The following is a 19,128-nucleotide window of genomic DNA, read 5'->3' as shown; positions in this document are numbered from 1 at the left end:
CGGCGCCATGCCCGCGCAGGCGGCGGCGGTTGACCGGTCGCCGGTGGACCGGCTACCTTCTCCGCGCCGAAGGTTTCATCGCTTCATCCAGATGTAGCGATGAATTAAAAGGGAAGTCCGGTGCGTCCTGCCCTGCAGGACAATTCCGGCGCTGCCCCGCAGCGGTAATTGGAAACGAACCCCGCCATCGCACTGGCCCACCGGCCGGGAAGCGGCGGACAGTAGGCACGCGGCCCCGGCCGCCCGTCCATGAGCCCGAAGACCTGCCCCGGCCGGAAGACGCGTCCGTCTTCCGCCTGACCTGGAGCCTCCGCGGGGAGGTGGCCGGAGGCATCGCGTGGCCGTGGCCACGCAGTGTTCCCGCGCCCGTCCCCCTGGCTGCTCCGGCTCGCCCGCGGGGGCGAAGGTCGCCATGGCGGCGTGCGCGGTGTCCAGCCGCGCACGCCGCCGGTCCTTCGTTCCTCATCGTCCACGCATGAGGAATCACATCGATGACACTGACCACCAACCTCGGCTTTCCCCGCATCGGGCCACGCCGCGAACTGAAGCGGGCCCTGGAAGCCCACTGGCGCGGCGAGCTGCCCGCCACGCAACTGCTCGACACCGCGCGGGAGCTGCGCGCCCGCCACTGGCGGCTGCAACGGGAGGCCGGCATCGACCTGCCGCCCTCCAACGACTTCTCGCTGTACGACCAGGTCCTGGACACGGCGTTGCTGTTCGACGCGATCCCCCGGCGCTACCGCGCCGTGGTCGAGGCGGCACCGCTGGCCGGCTACTTCGCCATGGCGCGCGGACTGCAGCGCCCGGGCATCGACCTGCACGCGCTGGAGATGACCAAGTGGTTCGACACCAACTACCACTACCTCGTGCCCGAGCTGGAGGCCGGCCAGGACTTCGCCCTGCGCGGCGACACGCCGGTGGCGCAGTACCTGGAGGCGCGCAGGCTCGGCATCGAGACCCGGCCGGTCCTGATCGGGCCGGTCACCTTCCTGTGGCTGTCCAAGACGGTCGACGGCAGCGACCGCTTCGCGCTGCTGGACCGGCTGGTCCCGGCCTATGTGCAGCTGCTGGAGAAACTGCACGCGGCGGGCGCGGGCTGGGTCCAGGTCGACGAGCCGGCGCTGGTGCTGGACCTGCCGGAGCCGGTTCGCGACGCCTGCCGCCGGGCCTATGCGGCTCTGGCAGCCGGCCCCCGGCCGAAACTGATGCTCGCCTCCTACTTCGGCGCGCTCGGCGACAACCTGCAGCTGGCCGCATCGCTGCCGGTGGACGGCCTGCACCTGGACCTGGTCCGCGCCCCCGAGCAGCTGGAAGCGGCGCTGGATGCGCTGCCGCCCGGGCGCATGCTGTCGCTGGGCCTGGTGGACGGGCGCAACGTATGGCGCACGCGCCTGGACAACGCGCTGCTGCTGGCGCGGTACGCGCGCACCCGGCTCGGCGCGGACAACGTGTGCCTGGCGCCGTCGTGTTCGCTGCTGCACGTGCCGGTGGACCTGGACGCCGAGAACGGCCTGGATCCGGAACTGCGCTCCTGGCTGTCCTTCGCCAAGCAGAAGCTCGGCGAGATCCGGGTGCTGGCCGATGCCCTGGATGGCCACCCCGGTGCCGAGGCCGCGCTGGAGGACGCACGCCTGCGCCACGCCTCGCGCCGCGCCTCCACGCGCGTGCACCGGCCGGAGGTGGCGCAGCGCCTGGCCACGATCAGCCCGGCCCTGGCACAACGTGGCTCGCCCTACCCGGCGCGCCGCCAGGCCCAGCAGGCGGCCCTGGCATTGCCGCCGTACCCGACCACGACCATCGGCTCCTTCCCGCAGACCCGCCAGGTGCGCGAGGCGCGGGCGAAGTTCAAGTCGGGCAAGCTGGAGGGGGCGGCCTATGAGGCGTTCCTGGAGGCGCAGACCGAACAGTGCGTGCGCTTCCAGGAGCAGGTCGGGATCGACGTCCTGGTCCACGGCGAGTTCGAGCGCAACGACATGGTCGAGTATTTCGGCGAACAGCTGGACGGCTTCGCGTTCACCAGGCTGGGCTGGGTGCAGAGCTACGGCAGCCGTTGCGTGAAACCCCCGGTGATCTTCGGTGACGTGGCGCGGCCGGCGCCGATGACGGTGCGCTGGGCGCGGTACGCCCAGTCGCTGACCTCGCGCCCGGTCAAGGGCATGCTCACCGGCCCGGTGACCCTGATGCAGTGGTCGTTCGTGCGCGACGACCAGCCGCGCGCGGACACCTGCAGGCAGATCGCACTGGCCCTGCGCGACGAAGTCCTGGACCTGGAGGCGGCCGGCATCCGGGTGATCCAGATCGACGAACCGGCCCTGCGCGAGGGGCTGCCACTGCGGCGCGCGCACTGGGACGCCTACCTGGAATGGGCGGTCGAATGCTTCCGCCTGTGCGCGTCCGGGGTGGACGATGCCACCCAGATCCACACCCACATGTGCTACGCCGAATTCAACGACATCATCCAGGCGGTGGCGGCGATGGACGCGGACGTGATCTCGATCGAGACCTCGCGCTCGCGGATGGAGCTGCTGGATGCCTTCGCCAGGTTCCGCTACCCCAACCAGATCGGCCCGGGCGTGTACGACATCCACTCCCCGCGCATCCCCACCACCGCCGAGATGGTGGAACTGCTCGGCAAGGCGCGGGAGGTGCTGGCGCCGGACCAGCTGTGGGTGAACCCGGACTGCGGGCTGAAGACACGCGGCTGGGAGGAAACGGACCTGGCGCTGCGCAGGATGGTCGAGGCGGCCATGGTCATGCGCGAATCGGCCGCCCGGTGACGCGGCGGGGTGGCGTCACCGCGCCACCCTGCCGCGGGCCGCGCCGGGGGCCATGGCGCCCGGCGCGGTGCAGCGCACCCGCGCCGCCCCGGCCGATGCCGGCTACTCGACCGTGACCGACTTGGCCAGGTTGCGCGGCTTGTCCACGTCGGTGCCGCGGGCCAGGGCGGTGTGGTAGGCCAGCAGCTGCACCGGGATGGTGTGGATCACCGGGCTCAGCACGCCGGCATGGCGCGGGGTGCGGATCACGTGCACGCCCTCGGAGGCGGTGAAGTTGCTGTCCTGGTCGGCGAACACGAACAGCTCGCCGCCGCGGGCGCGCACTTCCTGCATGTTGGACTTGACCTTTTCCAGCAGGCGGTCGTTCGGGGCGATCACCACCACCGGCATGGCCGCGTCCACCAGCGCCAGCGGGCCGTGCTTGAGCTCGCCGGCCGGATAGGCCTCGGCGTGGATGTAGGAGATTTCCTTGAGCTTGAGCGCGCCTTCCAGGGCGATCGGGTAGTGCAGGCCGCGGCCCAGGAACAGGGCGTTCTGCTTGGCGGCGAAGCGCTCGGCCCAGACCTGGATCTGCGGCTCCAGGTTCAGCGCGTGCTGCACGCTGCCCGGCAGCATGCGCAGCTGCTCCAGGTAGCCGGCCTCCTGTTCGGCGGTGACCCGGCCGTGCAGCTTGCCCAGCACCACGGTCAGCTGGAACAGCGCCGCCAGCTGGGTGGTGAAGGCCTTGGTCGAGGCCACCCCGATCTCGGCGCCGGCGCGGGTGTAGCAGACCAGCTCGCTGGCGCGCGGGATCGCGCTCTCGGGCACGTTGCAGATCGACAGCGTGTGGCGGTGGCCCAGCGACTTGGCGTACTTGAGCGCCTCCATCGTGTCCAGGGTCTCGCCGGACTGGGAGATGGTGACCACCAGGTAGTCCGGGTCGGCGTAGGCGTCGCGGTAGCGGTACTCGCTGGCGATCTCCACGTTGCACGGCAGGCCGGCGATGGCCTCGATCCAGTAGCGCGCGGTCAGGCCGGCGTAGTAGCTGGTGCCGCAGGCCAGGATCTGCACGCCCTTGACCTTGCGCAGCACCTGTTCGGCATTGGCGCCGAACAGGGTCGGCTGGAAGCTGCCGGCGTCGATCACCGCCTCGACGGTGTCGGCGATGGCGCGCGGCTGCTCGTGGATCTCCTTCTGCATGAAGTGCCGGTACGGCCCCAGTTCCAGCGAGGCCAGCGAGACGTCGGACACGTGCACCTCGCGGGCCACCTCGCGGTCGGCCGCGTCGAACACGCGCACGCCCTCGCGGCGGATCTCGGCGGTGTCGCCCTCCTCCAGGAAGATCACCCGGCGGGTCGCCTGGACGATGGCCGACACGTCCGAGGCCAGGAAGTTCTCGCCCTCGCCCAGGCCGACCAGCAGCGGGCAGCCCATGCGCGCGCCGACCAGGCGGTCCGGCTCGCGGCGGCTGAGCACGGCCAGGGCGTAGGCACCGGTCAGTTCCTTGACCGCCGCCTGCAGCGCGACCAGCAGGTCCTGGCCGGACGACATGTGGTGGTGGATCAGGTGGGCGATGACCTCGGTGTCGGTCTGCGACTCGAACACGTAGCCCAGCGCCTTGAGCCGCTCGCGCTGTTCCTCGTGGTTCTCGATGATGCCGTTGTGGACCAGCGCCAGCTCGCCGTGGCTGATGTGCGGGTGGGCATTGGCCTCGGTCACCCCGCCGTGGGTGGCCCAGCGGGTGTGGCCGATGCCGAGCACGCCGTGGAAGCCCTCGGCGAGGGCCGCCTGCTCCATCTCCGCCACGCGGCCGGTGCGGCGCACCCGGCGCACGCTGTCCGGATCGGCGACGGCGATGCCGGAAGAGTCATAGCCGCGGTACTCCAGGCGCTTGAGGCCCTCGACCAGGACCGGAACCACATCGCGATCCGCGATCGCGCCAACGATGCCGCACATGCCGTTCTTCCAAGCAGAAACAGGCCCGCGATTCTACCGGAGCGTACGGTCCGGCCGGCGCTGGCCCCGTCCGCCGCGCACGGGCGCAGTCAGGCGGCGGTAAGGCGCACGGCTGCCGCTGGCGCGCCGGCCCTGCGCCCGCAGTGCGCGCCGTGGCGGCGGTCGCATCCGCGCGGGGCCGACCGCGGCAGCCCGGGCCCGGCCCTGGATCCCGCGCGTGCCGCTCCGGCCGCGGCGCGCGTCCGGGTGTCCGCGCTCCGGGAGCAGTGTCCGGACAGCTGTCCGGCGGACACAGCGGACACCCGCGCCAGCGAAAGACACGCTTACGGATCAATGGGTTGCGATTGGCACGCGTCCTGCTTTGGTAGCGCGTACCCAACACATCCGCCACCACACGATGATCCGCGACACCTCTGCCCAGGACCGTCCCCTCTCCCACACCGGCCGCGCCGCGGCCCTGCGCCGCTGGCTGCCGGCGGGCGCCGGCGCCCTGGTCCTGCTCGCGCTCGGCGGCTGGGTGGTTTCCGGCTGGAGCGCCGGCTCCCGTTCCTATGATGCCTCGCGCATCCGCATCGCCGAGGTCAAGCGCGGCGACCTGGTCCGCGACCTGTCGGCCGACGGCAAAGTGATCACCGCCAACAGCCCGGTGCTGTACGCGGTGGCCGGCGGCACCGTGTCGCTGAAGGTGGTGGCCGGCGACGTGGTCGAGAAGGGCCAGGTGCTGGCGGTGATCGACAGCCCCGAGCTGCGCAGCCGCCTGGCCCAGGAGGAATCCACCCTGGCCGGCATGGAGGCCGAGGCCAGCCGCGCCCAGCTGGACGCGCGCATCGCCAGCCTCAACGCGAGCAAGGCGCGGGACCAGGCGCAGATCGACCATGTCGCCGCCCAGCGCGACCTGGAGCGCTACGAGCGCGCCCATGCCGGCGGTGCGGTGTCCAACAACGAGCTGGCCCGCGCGCAGGACGAGCTGGAAAAGGCGCGCATCGGCCTGGAGGCGGCGCGCAGCGACGCCCGCCTGCAGGAACAGGCCGCGGCCCTGGACGCACGCAACAAGCGCCTGCTGGCCGACCGCCAGAAGGCGGTGGTGGCCGAGCTGCAGCGCCAGGTCGAGCTGCTGACCGTGCGCGCCCCGTTCGACGGCCAGGTCGGCCAGGTGCAGGTCGCGCAGGGCACCAACGTGGCGATCAACGCGCCGATCCTGAGCGTGGTGGACCTGAGCGAGTTCGAGGTCGAGATCCGGGTGCCGGAGAGCTTCGCCCGCGACCTGGGCATCGGCGTGCCGGCGCAGGTCACCAGCCAGGGCAAGCCGTGGCCGGCCAAGGTTTCGGCGGTGTCGCCGGAGGTGGTCAACGGCGAGGTCACCGCGCGCCTGCGCTTCGACGAGGGCCAGCAGCCGCCGGGCCTGCGCCAGAACCAGCGCCTGTCGGTGCGGATCGTGCTGGACACCCGCGAGGACGTGCTGATGGTCGAGCGCGGCCCGTTCCTGGAGCAGGGCGGCGGCGGCTACGCCTGGGTGGTCAACGGCCGCAGCGCCGAACGCCGCCCGGTGCAGACCGGCGTCAGCAGCCTGGGCTACGTGGAGATCGTCTCCGGCGCCAGGGAAGGCGACCGCATCGTGGTCTCCGGCGCCGACCAGTTCGGCGATGCCGAGAAAGTAGCCATCCGTTGACGGCCGGTGATCCGTCATTGGTGACGGGTGATTCGAAGGGGCGCAGGCAATGGCGCAACCCGGTCACCAGCCAACCCGGGCCACCAATCGAATCACCAGTCGAACCACCAATCACCAATCACCAGTCACGAGGACAACGCCATGCTGGAAATGCGCCAGGTCTCCAAGGTCTACCGCACCGCGATGGTCGAAACCCATGCCCTGCGCTCGCTCGACCTGCACGTGCGCGAGGGCGAGTTCGTCGCGGTCACCGGCCCCTCCGGATCCGGAAAGACCACCTTCCTCAACATCGCCGGGCTGCTGGAGACCTTCGACTCCGGCGACTACCTGCTGGACGGCGAGAACGTCCGCGGCCTGTCCGACGACGCCCGCAGCCGCCTGCGCAACCGCAAGATCGGCTTCATCTTCCAGGGCTTCAACCTGATCCCGGACCTCAACCTGTTCGACAACGTCGACGTGCCGCTGCGCTACCGCGGGCTGCCGGCGGCCGAGCGCAGGCAGCGGATCGAGAAGGCGCTGTCGCAGGTGGGCCTGGCCTCGCGCATGCACCACTACCCCTCGGAGCTGTCCGGCGGCCAGCAGCAGCGCGTGGCCATCGCCCGCGCCCTGGCCGGCGAGCCGCGCCTGCTGCTGGCCGACGAGCCGACCGGCAACCTGGACTCGCAGATGGCGCGCGGGGTGATGGAGCTGCTGGAGCAGATCAACGCCGAAGGCACCACCATCGTGATGGTGACCCACGACCCGGAGCTGGCCGCGCGCGCCCAGCGCAACGTGCACATCGTCGACGGCGTGGCCACCGACCTGTCGCTGGAACCCGCCCAGGGCCGGCTGCACCGCGCCGCGGTCGCCTGAGGAGACCGCCATGTTCGCCTACTACTTCAACCTGGCCCTGCGCAGCTTCCGCCGCGACCGGGCGCTGACCGCGCTGATGGTGCTGGCGGTCGCCCTGGGCATCGGCGCGTGCATGACCACCCTGACCGTGTTCCGGGTGCTGTCCGGCGACCCGATCCCGTCCAAGAGCGACCGGCTGTTCTACGTGCAGCTGGACGCGGCCAGCCGCGACGGCTACACCCCCGGCGAGGAGCCCAACGACCAGCTGACCCGCTACGACGCCGAAGCGCTGTTGCGGGAGAAGCGTGCACCGCGCCAGGCGCTGACCACCGGCGGCTTCGTCAAGATCACGCCCGAGCGCAGCGGCCAGGCGCCGTTCACCAGCGCCGCGCGCTTCGCCAGCGCCGACTTCTTCCCGATGTTCGAGGTGCCGATGCTGTACGGCAGCGGCTGGAGCAGCGGCGACGACGACGCCCGCGCGCGCGTGGTGGTGCTGGGCAAGGAGACCAACGAGCGCCTGTTCGGCGGCGGCAACAGCGTCGGCCAGCGGGTGCTGCTGGACCGCACCGAGTTCACCGTGGTCGGCGTGGTCGACCAGTGGCGCCCGACCCCGCGCTTCTACGACCTGACCAACGACCGCTTCGCCGAGACCGAGGGCGTGTTCCTGCCCTTCTCCACCTCGCGCGACCTCAACCTGGACCGCCAGGGCAACATCGACTGCTGGGGCGACACCGGCGGCGACTCCACCGGCCCCAACGCCCCCTGCGCCTGGATGCAGTACTGGGTGGAGCTGGAGTCCCCGGCGCAGGCCGCCGCCTACCGCGACTACCTGGTCAATTACTCCGACCAGCAGCGCGCGGCCGGGCGCTTCGAGCGGCCGACCAACGTGCGCCTGCGCAACGTGATGGAGCTGCTGGAGTACAACCGGGTCGTGCCGCAGGACGTGGTGATGCAGCTGTGGCTGGGCTTCGGCTTCCTGCTGGTGTGCCTGGTCAACACCATCGGCCTGCTCCTGGCCAAGTTCCTGCGGCGCGGCAGCGAGATCGGCGTGCGCCGCGCCCTGGGCGCCTCGCGCAAGGCGATCTTCGCCCAGTGCCTGGTCGAGGCCGGCACCGTGGGCCTGTTCGGCGGCGTGCTGGGCCTGGGCCTGGCCATGCTTGGGCTGTGGGGCGTGCGCCAGCAGCCGGCCAGCTACGCCAACCTCGCCCACCTGGACGGCTGGATGCTGCTGCTCACCTTCGTGCTGGCGGTCGCCTCCAGCGTGCTGGCCGGCGTGGTGCCCGCCTGGCGCGCGATGCAGGTCGCCCCGGCGATCCAGCTCAAGTCCCAGTAACCCCCACTTCCACGACGGGAGGCCGCGCGGCCTCCCCGGAGACAGACCATGGAAATCCGTCCCATCCTGTCCACCCTGCGCCGGCACAAGACCGCCGCCGCGCTGATCGTGGTGGAGATCGCCCTGACCTGCGCGATCATCTGCAACTCGCTGTTCATGATCAACGACCGCATCCGCCAGGTGTTCGAGGTCAGCGGCCTGGCCGAGGACGAGCTGGTGCGGCTGCAGATCGTCAGCATCGGCGACGACCCCTCCCAGCAGGCCCGTACCCGCACCGACCTGGCCGCGCTGCGCGCCATCCCCGGGGTCAAGGACGCCACGGTGATCAACCAGGTGCCCTACGGCTGGTCGTCCTGGAACAGCGGCGTGCGCCTGAAGCGGGAAGACCAGCGGCCGATGCTCAACGCCACCATCTACCTGGCCGAGGACCAGTTCATGGAGACCCTGGGCCTGAAGCTCGTGGCCGGCCGCGACTTCAACGCCGACGAGTACCGCGAGGCGGTGGACCTGCTGGACCGCGGCGCCGTCGACGACACCGTCCCGGTCGCGATCATCACCCACGCCCTGGCCGAGCGCCTGTTCCCGGGCCAGGACCCGATCGGCAAGGAGTTCTATTCCTGGTCCGAATCCCCGACCCGCGTGATCGGCGTGCTCGAGCACCTGGTGCGGCCCAACACCATGGGCGGCCCCACCGGCCGCGAGTACTCGATCGTCTTCCCGCTGCGCCCGCACTACAACCTCGCCGGCAACTACCTGGTGCGCACCTCGCCCGAGCGCCGCGCCGAGGTGCTGGAGGCGGCCAAGAAGGTCCTGCGCGACGGCGGCAACGACCGCATCCTGCTGGAGGAGAACAGCCGCACCCTGGAGGAGATGCGCCGCGACTTCCACAGCGGCCCGCGCTCGATGGCCTGGCTGCTGGGCACGGTGTGCGTGGCCCTGCTGCTGATCACCGCGCTGGGCATCATCGGCCTGGCCAGCTTCTGGGTGCAGCAGCGCACCAAGCAGATCGGCATCCGCCGCGCGCTTGGCGCCACCCGCGGCCAGGTGCTGCGCTACTTCCAGACCGAGAACTTCGTGCTGGCCAGCATCGGCATCGCCCTGGGCATGCTGCTGGCGTTCGCGATCAACCAGGTGCTGATGGGCAAGTACGACCTGGCGCGGCTGCCGCTGTACTACCTGCCGGTGGGCGCGCTGCTGCTTTGGGGCCTGGGCCAGCTGGCGGTGTACGCGCCGGCGAAGCGCGCGGCCTCGATCCCGCCGGCCACCGCCACCCGCAGCGTCTGATTCCCGACCGGCGGCCCTCCACCGGGGCCTCCGGCGGGCGCTACGATCGGCGCTTTCCCTCCCGCCCTCCTCCATGTCCGCCATCCTGGTCATCGACGACAACCCCGCGGTCGCCACCGCGCTGGAAGTGCTGTTCTCCCTGCACGACATCGCCACCGTGCACGCCATCGGCCCGGAGGAGGGACTGGCGCTGCTGGAGCGCGAGCCGGTGGACCTGGTGATCCAGGACATGAACTTCACCGCAGATACCACCTCCGGCGACGAGGGCCGGGCGCTGTTCGCGGCCATCCGCGAGCGGCACCCGGACCTGCCGGTGATCCTGCTGACCGCCTGGACCCACCTGGAGAGCGCGGTGGAGCTGGTCAAGGCCGGTGCCGCCGACTACCTGGCCAAACCCTGGCAGGACGCCAAGCTGCTGGCCACGGTCAACAACCTGCTGGAACTGTCCGAGGCCCGCCGCGAGCTGGACCAGCGCCGCCGCGGCGAGCGCCGCCGGCGCGAGGACCTGGCCCGCCGCTACGACCTGCGCGGGGCGGTGTTCGCCGACCCGGCCAGCGAGCGCGTGGTAGCCCTGGCCTGCCAGGTGGCGCGCTCGGACCTGCCGGTGCTGATCACCGGCCCCAACGGCAGCGGCAAGGAGAAGATCGCCGAGATCATCCAGGCCAACTCCGCGGTGCGCGACGGCCCGTTCGTGACCGTCAACTGCGGTGCGCTGCCGGCCGACCTGATCGAGGCCGAGCTGTTCGGCGCCGAGGCCGGGGCCTACACCGGCGCCAACAAGGCGCGCGAGGGCAAGTTCGAGGCCGCCGACGGCGGCACCCTGTTCCTGGACGAGATCGGCAACCTGCCGGCGGCCGGGCAGATGAAGCTGCTGCGGGTGCTGGAGACCGGCCGCTTCGCGCGGCTGGGCTCCAACCGCGAGCGCCAGGTGAAGGTGCGGGTGGTCAGCGCCACCAACGCCGACCTGCCGGCGATGATCCGCGAGGGCAGCTTCCGCGAGGACCTGTACTACCGGCTCAACACCATCGAGCTGAGCATGCCGCCGCTGGCCGAGCGCCCGGGCGACGTGCTGCCGCTGGCCGAGCGCTTCGGCGAGGGCGGCAAGCCGCTGTCGCCGGCGGCGGCCGCGGCGCTGCAGCGGCACGCCTGGCCGGGCAACGTGCGCGAGCTGCGCAACGTGATCCAGCGCGCGCAGCTGCTGGCCACCGGCCCGCGGATCGAGCCGGAGGACCTGGCCCTGCCGCGCGCCCAGGCCGCGCGCCCGGCGCCGGCGCGGGAGCCGGAGCGCGAGCAGATCGAGGCGGCGCTGCAGCGCGCCGGCGGGGTGATCGCGCAGGCGGCCGCCGAACTGGGCATGAGCCGCCAGGCCCTGTACCGGCGCATGGAGCGCCATGGACTGAAGAGTTCCTGATCCGGATGGTCCGCCGCACCCTCACCCTGCACCTGTTCCTGCGCCTGCTGCCGGTGCTGGCGCTGGCCGCCGCCCTGCCCTGGACCGCGGCCTACTGGATCGACCACGGCTGGGTCCTGGCCAGCGTGTCGGTGGTCGTGCTGCTGGGGCTGATGTGGCTGAGCCTTTACCGCGCCCTGTCCCCGCTGCGGGCGCTGTTCCGCGCCCTGTCCGGCAGCGTCAACACCTACCGCGACGGCGAGTTCAACTTCGGCGTGCACTGGAGCAGCCGCGACGAGGTCGGCAACCTGGTGCGTGCCCACCGCGAGCTGGGCGAGGTCCTGCGCCGCCAGCGCCAGGACCTGGTGCAGCGCGAACTGCTGCTGGACACCATGGTCCAGAACACCCCGGTGGCGATGCTGCTGTGGGCCGACGGCGGCGACGGCGTGGCCCGGGTGGTCTACGCCAACCTGGCCGCGCGCAAGCTGCTCAACGACGGCCGCAAGCTGGAAGGACAGCGCCTGGAGAGCGTGCTCGAGGGGCTGCCGGCGGAGCTGCGCGAGGCGGTGGCGCGCGGCGGCGACAGCCTGTTCGGGGTCAGCCCGGAAGGCGCGGAGGACGACGCCGGGGAAGAGGTCTACCACATCTCGCGCCGCCGCTTCACCCTCAATGGCCGCCACCACGAACTGCTGCTGCTGCGCCTGCTCACCCCCGAACTGCGCCGCCAGGAGGTGCAGACCTGGAAGAAGGTGATCCGGGTGATCAGCCACGAGCTCAACAACTCGCTGGCGCCGATCGCCTCGTTGGCCCACTCCGGCGCCGAGCTGGTGCGGCGCGGCCGCCACGAGCGCCTGGCCGAGGTGTTCTCCACCATCGAGGACCGTGCCCGCCACCTGGAGGGCTTCATCCGTGGCTACGCGCGCTTCGCCAAGCTGCCGCAGCCGCAGCTGCAGGCGGTGGACTGGGAGGACTTCCTGGCGCGGCTGCAGCGCCAGATCGGTTTCGAGCTGGACGGCATGGCCGCCGACCTGCGCGCGCGGGTGGATCCGGCGCAGATGGAGCAGGCCCTGCTCAACCTGCTGAAGAACGCGCACGAGGCCGGCGAGGAAGCCGGCAACACCCAGGTCCAGGTGCGCCTGCGCCGGTTGCCGGGCTGGACCCGGCTGGAAGTGCTGGACCGCGGCCCGGGCATGAACGAGGCGGTGCTGCAGAACGCGCTGCTGCCGTTCTACTCGACCAAGCGCAACGGCACCGGCCTGGGCCTGGCCCTGACCCGCGAGATCGTCGAGGCCCACGGCGGCCGTCTGTCGCTGCAGAACCGCGCCGACGGCGGCCTGTGCGTGGCGGTGATGCTGCCGGAGCAGTGAGGGCGCGGCCCCGGATGCGGCTTCCGGCCGTGCCGCCGCGCCCCTGGACCGTGGCGAGGCCCGGGCCGTCGCCACGGCCCGGCCACCTTGAAGCGCGATCCTCTACGCCTTCGGCTTCTTCACCGGGCGCTTCCAGCCTTCGACCGTGGTCTGGCGCGCGCGCGAGACGGTCAGGGCGTCGGCCGGGGCGTTGCGGGTGATCACCGAACCGGCGCCGATCGTCGCGCCGGCGCCGATCTCCACCGGCGCCACCAGGGCCGAATTGGAGCCGATGAAGGCGCCGTCGCCGATCACCGTGGCCGACTTGTTCACCCCGTCGTAGTTGCAGGTGATGGTGCCGGCGCCGATGTTCACCCCCGCGCCCACCGTGGTGTCGCCCAGGTAGGTGAGGTGGTTGGCCTTGCTGCCCACGCCCAGCACCACCTTCTTGGTCTCCACGAAGTTGCCGATGCGCACGCCGTCGGCCAGCACCGTGCCCGGGCGCAGGCGCGCGAACGGGCCGATGTGCACGGCGCCCTCGGTGACCACGCCTTCCAGGTCGCAGTGCGCCAGCACCTCGGTGCCCGGGCCCAGGCGCACGTCCTTCAGGCGCACGAACGGGCCGATGCGCACGCCGTCGCCCAGCTCGACCTCGCCCTCCAGCACCACGTCGACGTCGATCTCCACGTCGCGCCCCACCTTCACCGTGCCGCGCTGCTCGACCCGCGCCGGGTCCAGCAGGCGCGCGCCGGCCAGGCAAAGTTCGCGCGCACGCCGCAGCTGGTAGGCGCGCTCCAGCTGCGCCAGCTGCCAGGGGTCGTTGGCGCCCTCGGCCTCGATCGGATCCTCGACCAGCACGATCTCCGCCGGGTTGTACTCGGCCGCGGCCATGGCGAACACGTCGGTGAGGTAGTACTCGCCCTGCGCGTTCTCGTTGGACAGCCGCGCCAGCCAGCGCTTCAGCGCGTCGGACTCGGCGGCGATGATGCCGGTGTTGACGATGCCGATGCGGCGCTCCTCGTCGCTGGCGTCGCGGTGCTCGACGATCTTCGCCACCCGCCCCTGCGGGTCGCGCACGATGCGGCCGTAGCCGGTCGGGTCGGCCGGCTCGGCCACCAGCACGCGCAGCAGGCCGTCGGCCTGCAGCAGGCGGCGCAGGGTGTCGGCCGAGGTCAGCGGCACGTCGCCGTACAGCACCAGCACGTCGGCCAGCTCGGGGATGCCGGGCATGGCCTGCTGCACGGCGTGGCCCGTGCCCAGCTGGCGGGCCTGCTCGGCCCAGGCCAGGTCGTCCTGGCCGGCGAAGGCCGCGCGGACCGCGTCGCCGCCGTGCCCGTAGACCACGTGGATGCCGGCCGGCTGCAGCCGGCGCGCGGTGTCGATCACGTGCGCCAGCATCGGCCGCCCGCCTACCGGCTGCAGCACCTTGGGCAGGGCCGATTTCATGCGCTTGCCCTCGCCGGCGGCGAGGATCACCACGTGCAGGGGCTGGGTCATGGAGCGGCGTCTACTGTGCGGAAAGGGCCATGATTCTATCCCTCGCGGCGCGGCGACCCCACGGTTCACGATCCGCGCAGGGCGCCGGTTTAGACTTCGCCCCGTCTCCAGCCTCCGGATCCGCCGTGCGAACGCTCCTCCTGCGCCAGGGCAGCCAGTACATCGCCTTCGGACTGCTGCAACTGGTGGTCGACTGGGCGGTGTTCGTGGCCGCCACCGCGCTGGGCCTGCATGCGGTGCCGGCCAACCTGCTGGGCCGCACCACCGGCGCCATGCTCGGCTTCTGGCTCAACGGCCGCTACACCTTCGCCGGCGGCGACGGCGCGCGCCTGGGCTGGCGCCGCTTCGGCCGCTTCGGCCTGCTGTGGATCACCATGACCATCGCCAGCACCCTGCTGGTCAACACGGTCGAGCAGCAGCTGGGCCTGCGCTGGGCGTGGATGGCCAAGCCGGTGGTCGAGGGCGGCCTGGCGGTGGTGACCTTCTTCCTGCTGCGCCGGGTGGTGTACCGCTGAGGCGCCTCTAGCGCTGGAGGAAGTTGCGCAGCAGGGCGTGGCCGTGCTGGGTCAGGATCGACTCGGGGTGGAACTGCACGCCCTCCACCGGATGCTCGCGGTGGCGCAGGCCCATGATCTCCTCCATCGAACCGTCCGGGTTCTCGGTCCAGGCGGTGATCTCCAGGCAGTCCGGCAGCGAATCCTTCTCCACCACCAGCGAGTGGTAGCGGGTGGCCTCGTAGCCGTCCGGCAGGCCGGCGAACACGCCCTTGCCCTGGTGCCGGATCGGCGAGGTCTTGCCGTGCATGATGTTGCCGGCGCGCACCACCTTGCCGCCGTAAGCCTGGCCGATGCTCTGGTGGCCCAGGCACACGCCCAGGATCGGGGTGGTCGCGCCCAGCTCTTCGATCACCTCCAGCGACACGCCCGCCTCGTTGGGCGTGCACGGACCGGGCGAGATCACGATGCGCTCCGGCGCCAGCTTCCGGATCTGGTCGACGCTCATGGCGTCGTTGCGCACCACCTCCACCTCCGCCCCCAGCGCCTGCAGGTACTGCACGAGGTTGAAGGTGAAGCTGTCGTAGTTGTCGATCATCAACAGCATGGTGGTTCCCTCACAGTCCCTGCGCGGCCTGGGCCACGGCGCGGAACAGCGCGCGGCCCTTGTTCATGGTCTCGTCCCACTCCTTCTGCGGGTCGGAGTCGTAGACGATGCCGGCGCCGGCCTGGACGTGCAGGCGGCCGTCCTTGATCACCGCGGTGCGGATGGCGATGGCGGTGTCGGCGTCGCCGTGCCAGCCGATGTAGCCGATGCTGCCGGCGTAGACGTTGCGCTTGATCGGCTCCAGTTCGCGGATCACTTCCAGCGCGCGGATCTTGGGCGCGCCGGACACGGTGCCGGCCGGGAAGGTGGCGCGCAGCACGTCGGCGTAGCTCAGGCCCGGCAGCAGCCGGCCGGTGACCTCGCTGACGATGTGCATGACGTGGCTGTAGCGCTCGATCACGAAGCGCTCGCCGACCTCGACGCTGCCCGGCTCCGACACCCGGCCGACGTCGTTGCGGCCCAGGTCGATCAGCATCACGTGCTCGGCGCGCTCCTTGGGATCGGCCAGCAGCTCCTGTTCCAGGGCCAGGTCCTCCTCCGGCGTGCGCCCGCGCGGGCGGGTACCGGCGATCGGGCGCACGGTGACCTGGCCGCCCTGCAGCCGCACCAGGATCTCCGGCGAGGAGCCGACCACCTGTACCTCGCCAGTGTCGAGGAAGTACATGTACGGCGAGGGGTTGAGCGCGCGCAGGGCGCGGTACACGTCCACCGGACGGGCGTTGAACGGCACGCTCAGGCGCTGGCTCAGCACCACCTGGAACACGTCGCCGGCGCGGATGTATTCCTTGGACTTCTCCACCGCGGCGATGAAGCCCTCGCGGGTGAAGCCGGAGACGAAGTGGCTCTCGTCCAGCACGTCGCGGCGCAGCGGCGCCGGGTAGTGGCCGGGCTGGCGCAGCTTGGCGACCAGGGCGTCCAGGCGTGCCTGCGCGGCGTCCCAGGCGCCGGGCTGGCGCGGGTCGGCATGCACGATCAGGTACAGGCGGCCCTTGAGGTTGTCGAACACCGCCAGTTCCTCGGACAGCATCAGGTAGATGTCCGGGGTGCCGATCTCGTCGCGCGCGGTGTTGCCAGCCAGGCGCGGCTCGATATAGCCGATGCATTCGAAACCGAACCAGCCGACCAGGCCGCCGGTGAAACCGGGCAGGCCTTCCAGCTGCGGCACCGAGTAGGAGTTGCGCAGGGCCTCGACCTCGGCGAACGGATCCGCGACCTGGCGGGAGTCGACAACACGGCCGTCCTCGCGCGTTTCCATGGAGTGGCCACGGAAGCTGACGGTGCGGCGCGCCGGCAGGCCGATGATCGAATAGCGGCCGAAGCGTTCGCCGCCCTCGACCGATTCGAAGAGATAGGTATGCGGCGCGTCGGCCAGCTTCAGGTAGACAGAAAGCGGGGTATCGAGGTCGGACAGGACCTCGCGGACGACGGGAACGCGGGTGTAGCGGGCTTCAGCGGCGTGGCGCTGGAACTGTTCGGACGTGATCAAGGCAGGCTTCCTTCCGGCAATACGGGGCATGGCAAACGACGGCATGGGGCCGCCATCGCCAAGCCTGGCGCGCGGAGGAGCGGTGGAGCCTGATCGTCTGGCCGAACATGCCGCCCACTTTACCCGCATCGGCGCGCGCGCGCAGCGCCTGCGCGTGGCTCAGGAAGGTTGCGAGAGCAACGGGCTGCCGGGCGGCAGGCGCATGCGCAGGCGCCCGGGCACGCATTCGACGCGGAAGCGGCGCGCCTGCAGCGGTTCGCCGTCGAGGTTGAGGGTGAACGGCCCGGCCAGCCCTTCCAGCTCCACCCAGGGCAGGCGCGTGCGCACCGCGATCCGTTCCAGCGCGGCACGCTGGCCGTCCCTGACCAGGGTGCCGAGGGTGGAGGCCAGCTCGCCGGACAGCTCGGGGATCACGGTCAGCTCCAGCAGGCCGTCGTCGATCCGCGCCTCCGGGCACAGCTCGCGCCCGCCGCCGGCCTGGCGGCCATTGCCCAGCCCCAGCGCGATCAGCCCGCCCTCCCAGGCGAACCGCGGGCCGCGCACGCGTACTTCCACCGGTTCGATCCGGCCCAGCTTCGCGATCCCGGTCACCAGGTAGGCCAGTCCGCCGAGCAGGCTCTTGAGGCCCTCGTCGGTTTCCACCGTCACCTCGGTGCCGAAGCCGCCGCTGGCCAGGTTGGCGCACCAGTGGCGGCGGCCATCGGCCTCGATCCGGAGCAGGTCCACGTTCGCCGCCGGTGCCTGCAGGGCCAGGTCAAGCGCGGCATCGGCCTCAGCGGGGATGCCGGCTGCGCTGGCGAAGTCGTTGGCCGTGCCCAGCGGCAGCAGCGCCAGCGCCGGCAGGGCATCGGCACCGGCGTCCTGTTCGGCCAGGGCCTGGGCGACCTCGCTGAGGGTGCCGTCGCCGCCGCCGGCGACGAGGGTGGCGGCGCCGGCCTCCAGCGCCTCGGCCACGTAGCGGGCGGCGTCGCCGTCCTCCCAGGTCACCCGCACGGCAACCGCGTGCCCCTGCCCGCGCAGCGCGGCCACGGCCTCGCGCACGGCGTCCTCGCCGGCGGCCTTGCCGTTGAGGACCAGCCACAACGCGGGGGGATGCGGATCGGCTGCAGGCATGCGGACACCCGTGGGAGGGGTGCGCACGTTAGCAACACCGCGCGCCGCCGGGCGTGAAGCCGCGGCCGTCATGCCCCGGTCATGCGTGCAGGGCACGCTCGGCCGTGCAGGAGGCCAGGCGGGGATGGACCCCCAACCGGGCCGGCGGCGCCGGCAGGGCGTGGCCGGCTGCCTGGCTCAGCCGCGCGCGGACTCCACCGCGGCCTTCATCCGCCCGATCACCTCGGCGTAGTGCGCGCGGGTACGCGGCTCGGCGAAGATCGCCGAGCCGGCGACGAAGGTATCGGCGCCGGCGGCGGCGATCTGGCCGATGTTGTCGGCCTTGACCCCGCCGTCGATCTCCAGCCGGATCGGCTTGCCGGTCTTGTCGATCATCGCCCGCACCGCGCGCAGCTTGTCCAGGCTGGAGGGAATGAAGGCCTGGCCGCCGAAGCCCGGGTTGACCGACATCAGCATCACCAGGTCCAGGTCCTCCAGCACCCAGTCCAGCACCTCCACCGGGGTGGCGGGGTTGAGCACCAGGCCGGCCTGGCAGCCGTGCGACCTGATCAGCTGGATGGTGCGGTGGACGTGGCGACTGGCCTCGGGGTGGAAGCTGATGAGGTTGGCGCCGGCGGCGGCGAAGTCCGGGACGATGCGGTCCACCGGCTCGACCATCAGGTGCACGTCGATGAAGGCCTGCACCCCGTGCTTGCGCAGCGCCTGGCAGACCATCGGACCGATCGTCAGGTTGGGCACGTAATGGTTGTCCATCACGTCGAAGTGCACCCAGTCGGCGCCGGCGGCCAGGACGTTGTCGACCTCCTCGCCCAGGCGGGCGAAATCGGCCGAGAGGATGGACGGGGCGATGACGGTGGGCTGCATGGTCGGCTCGCGGATGAAGGCGGACGGGGCCCCGGGCGCTCAGCGGCGCTTGCGCAGGGCGCGGATGCGGTCGTAGGCGGCGTTGATGGCGCGGGCGCGCTCCTCGGCCTGGGCGCGCAGCTCCGGCGCGGCCCCGGCAACGCGGTCGGGGTGGTACTGGGACATCAGCCGGCGGTAGGCCTGGTCGACCTCGGCGTCGCTGGCATCCGGCTCCAGCCCCAGCTCGGCGTAGGGGTTGCCGTGCCGGCGAAGGGCAAACCAGTCGGTATCGAAGGCATGGCCGACCAGCAGGCCGATGACCGCGCCGAACAGCGGATTGGGCCGGAACAGCAGGGCCCCGGCCACCAGCCCCAGCAGTTTTCCGTACCAGCGATTCATGCGGCGGCGCGCCCCGGAGGGGTCCACGTTGGGGAGCATGCGATTGTACGGCACAGCCGCCCCGGCTCGCCGTACACTGTGCGACCCGCCGCCGGCCGGGTACCGTTCGCGGCGGCCCCTGTCA

The 19,128-nt window shown here is 71.6% G+C and carries 15 protein-coding genes and 1 riboswitch; of the genes, 8 read left to right on the top strand and 7 right to left on the bottom strand.

Annotation, left to right across the window (positions count from 1 at the left end; genetic code table 11):
- The first annotated feature begins 53 nt into the window (after window positions 1–53).
- Window positions 54–286: riboswitch (cobalamin riboswitch) on the top strand.
- Window positions 287–491: 205 nt separating this feature from the next.
- Window positions 492–2,777, top strand: coding sequence for a 5-methyltetrahydropteroyltriglutamate--homocysteine S-methyltransferase (gene metE / locus EIM48_RS07275; protein WP_125111389.1), 2,286 nt, complete (start codon window positions 492–494; stop codon window positions 2,775–2,777).
- Between the two features lie 102 nt (window positions 2,778–2,879).
- Here metE and glmS read toward each other — a convergent pair whose 3' ends face one another.
- The gene (gene glmS / locus EIM48_RS07270) at window positions 2,880–4,712 is read right to left on the bottom strand and encodes a glutamine--fructose-6-phosphate transaminase (isomerizing) (RefSeq protein ID WP_125111388.1); all 1,833 of its coding nucleotides are present in this window, start codon (window positions 4,710–4,712) and stop codon (window positions 2,880–2,882) included.
- A 397-nt stretch (window positions 4,713–5,109) separates the two neighbouring features.
- On the opposite strand from glmS, the gene EIM48_RS07265 reads away from it, so the two are divergent.
- The 6 genes from EIM48_RS07265 (at window position 5,110) to EIM48_RS07240 (ending at window position 12,586) form a co-directional block, all read left to right on the top strand.
- Complete coding sequence (locus tag EIM48_RS07265; RefSeq protein ID WP_019397983.1) at window positions 5,110–6,381, top strand: efflux RND transporter periplasmic adaptor subunit; 1,272 nt, start codon at window positions 5,110–5,112, stop codon at window positions 6,379–6,381.
- A 141-nt stretch (window positions 6,382–6,522) separates the two neighbouring features.
- Complete coding sequence (locus EIM48_RS07260) at window positions 6,523–7,233, top strand: ABC transporter ATP-binding protein (RefSeq protein ID WP_019397984.1); 711 nt, start codon at window positions 6,523–6,525, stop codon at window positions 7,231–7,233.
- Window positions 7,234–7,243: 10 nt separating this feature from the next.
- Window positions 7,244–8,545 (top strand): ABC transporter permease, encoded by a 1,302-nt coding sequence (locus EIM48_RS07255; RefSeq protein WP_125111387.1) that lies wholly within the window; start codon window positions 7,244–7,246, stop codon window positions 8,543–8,545.
- A 48-nt stretch (window positions 8,546–8,593) separates the two neighbouring features.
- Window positions 8,594–9,829: an FtsX-like permease family protein gene (locus tag EIM48_RS07250; protein WP_125111386.1), complete on the top strand. Its 1,236-nt coding sequence runs from the start codon at window positions 8,594–8,596 to the stop codon at window positions 9,827–9,829.
- A 73-nt stretch (window positions 9,830–9,902) separates the two neighbouring features.
- The gene (locus EIM48_RS07245; protein ID WP_125111385.1) at window positions 9,903–11,240 is read left to right on the top strand and encodes a sigma-54 dependent transcriptional regulator; all 1,338 of its coding nucleotides are present in this window, start codon (window positions 9,903–9,905) and stop codon (window positions 11,238–11,240) included.
- Between the two features lie 5 nt (window positions 11,241–11,245).
- On the top strand, window positions 11,246–12,586 hold the full coding sequence (locus EIM48_RS07240) for a HAMP domain-containing sensor histidine kinase (protein WP_125111384.1): 1,341 nt from the start codon (window positions 11,246–11,248) through the stop codon (window positions 12,584–12,586).
- A 102-nt stretch (window positions 12,587–12,688) separates the two neighbouring features.
- On the opposite strand, the gene glmU is transcribed toward EIM48_RS07240, so the two are convergent.
- Window positions 12,689–14,062, bottom strand: a complete 1,374-nt coding sequence (gene glmU, locus EIM48_RS07235) for a bifunctional UDP-N-acetylglucosamine diphosphorylase/glucosamine-1-phosphate N-acetyltransferase GlmU (protein ID WP_019397989.1) — start codon at window positions 14,060–14,062, stop codon at window positions 12,689–12,691.
- Window positions 14,063–14,187: 125 nt separating this feature from the next.
- Between glmU and EIM48_RS07230 the strand changes: the two genes are divergently transcribed.
- Window positions 14,188–14,577, top strand: coding sequence for a GtrA family protein (locus EIM48_RS07230; RefSeq protein ID WP_019397990.1), 390 nt, complete (start codon window positions 14,188–14,190; stop codon window positions 14,575–14,577).
- Window positions 14,578–14,584: 7 nt separating this feature from the next.
- Here the strand turns inward: EIM48_RS07230 and EIM48_RS07225 are convergent, their stop codons facing one another.
- The 5 genes from EIM48_RS07225 to EIM48_RS07205 form a co-directional block, all read right to left on the bottom strand.
- A complete protein-coding gene (locus EIM48_RS07225) occupies window positions 14,585–15,163 on the bottom strand; it encodes an aminodeoxychorismate/anthranilate synthase component II (protein ID WP_026010388.1) in 579 nt (192 codons plus the stop codon).
- A 10-nt stretch (window positions 15,164–15,173) separates the two neighbouring features.
- Entirely contained in the window at window positions 15,174–16,649 is a 1,476-nt protein-coding gene (gene trpE / locus EIM48_RS07220) for an anthranilate synthase component I (RefSeq protein WP_125111383.1), read from the bottom strand.
- Window positions 16,650–16,808: 159 nt separating this feature from the next.
- On the bottom strand, window positions 16,809–17,762 hold the full coding sequence (gene yegS / locus EIM48_RS07215) for a lipid kinase YegS (protein ID WP_037035027.1): 954 nt from the start codon (window positions 17,760–17,762) through the stop codon (window positions 16,809–16,811).
- A gap of 177 nt (window positions 17,763–17,939) precedes the next feature.
- Complete coding sequence (rpe, locus tag EIM48_RS07210) at window positions 17,940–18,626, bottom strand: ribulose-phosphate 3-epimerase (protein ID WP_028915460.1); 687 nt, start codon at window positions 18,624–18,626, stop codon at window positions 17,940–17,942.
- Between the two features lie 39 nt (window positions 18,627–18,665).
- The gene (locus EIM48_RS07205; RefSeq protein WP_026010389.1) at window positions 18,666–19,004 is read right to left on the bottom strand and encodes a DnaJ domain-containing protein; all 339 of its coding nucleotides are present in this window, start codon (window positions 19,002–19,004) and stop codon (window positions 18,666–18,668) included.
- Between the last annotated feature and the right edge of the window lie 124 nt (window positions 19,005–19,128).

Origin of the sequence: Pseudoxanthomonas sp. SGNA-20, from assembly GCF_003931635.1 — a bacterium.
In the GTDB taxonomy this organism is placed as follows: domain Bacteria; phylum Pseudomonadota; class Gammaproteobacteria; order Xanthomonadales; family Xanthomonadaceae; genus Pseudoxanthomonas.
Note: the sequence above shows the minus strand (reverse complement) of the source record. Positions and strands in the feature narration are given on the sequence as shown.

What these genes read in the sequence shown, in the direction of transcription:
- metE (WP_125111389.1), top strand. Translation starts at nt 492, where the DNA reads ATGACACTGACCACCAACCTCGGCTTTCCCCGCATCGGGCCACGCCGC.
- glmS (WP_125111388.1), bottom strand. Translation starts at nt 4,712, where the DNA reads ATGTGCGGCATCGTTGGCGCGATCGCGGATCGCGATGTGGTTCCGGTC.
- EIM48_RS07265 (WP_019397983.1), top strand. Translation starts at nt 5,110, where the DNA reads ATGATCCGCGACACCTCTGCCCAGGACCGTCCCCTCTCCCACACCGGC.
- EIM48_RS07260 (WP_019397984.1), top strand. Translation starts at nt 6,523, where the DNA reads ATGCTGGAAATGCGCCAGGTCTCCAAGGTCTACCGCACCGCGATGGTC.
- EIM48_RS07255 (WP_125111387.1), top strand. Translation starts at nt 7,244, where the DNA reads ATGTTCGCCTACTACTTCAACCTGGCCCTGCGCAGCTTCCGCCGCGAC.
- EIM48_RS07250 (WP_125111386.1), top strand. Translation starts at nt 8,594, where the DNA reads ATGGAAATCCGTCCCATCCTGTCCACCCTGCGCCGGCACAAGACCGCC.
- EIM48_RS07245 (WP_125111385.1), top strand. Translation starts at nt 9,903, where the DNA reads ATGTCCGCCATCCTGGTCATCGACGACAACCCCGCGGTCGCCACCGCG.
- EIM48_RS07240 (WP_125111384.1), top strand. Translation starts at nt 11,246, where the DNA reads ATGGTCCGCCGCACCCTCACCCTGCACCTGTTCCTGCGCCTGCTGCCG.
- glmU (WP_019397989.1), bottom strand. Translation starts at nt 14,062, where the DNA reads ATGACCCAGCCCCTGCACGTGGTGATCCTCGCCGCCGGCGAGGGCAAG.
- EIM48_RS07225 (WP_026010388.1), bottom strand. Translation starts at nt 15,163, where the DNA reads ATGCTGTTGATGATCGACAACTACGACAGCTTCACCTTCAACCTCGTG.
- yegS (WP_037035027.1), bottom strand. Translation starts at nt 17,762, where the DNA reads ATGCCTGCAGCCGATCCGCATCCCCCCGCGTTGTGGCTGGTCCTCAAC.
- rpe (WP_028915460.1), bottom strand. Translation starts at nt 18,626, where the DNA reads ATGCAGCCCACCGTCATCGCCCCGTCCATCCTCTCGGCCGATTTCGCC.
- EIM48_RS07205 (WP_026010389.1), bottom strand. Translation starts at nt 19,004, where the DNA reads ATGAATCGCTGGTACGGAAAACTGCTGGGGCTGGTGGCCGGGGCCCTG.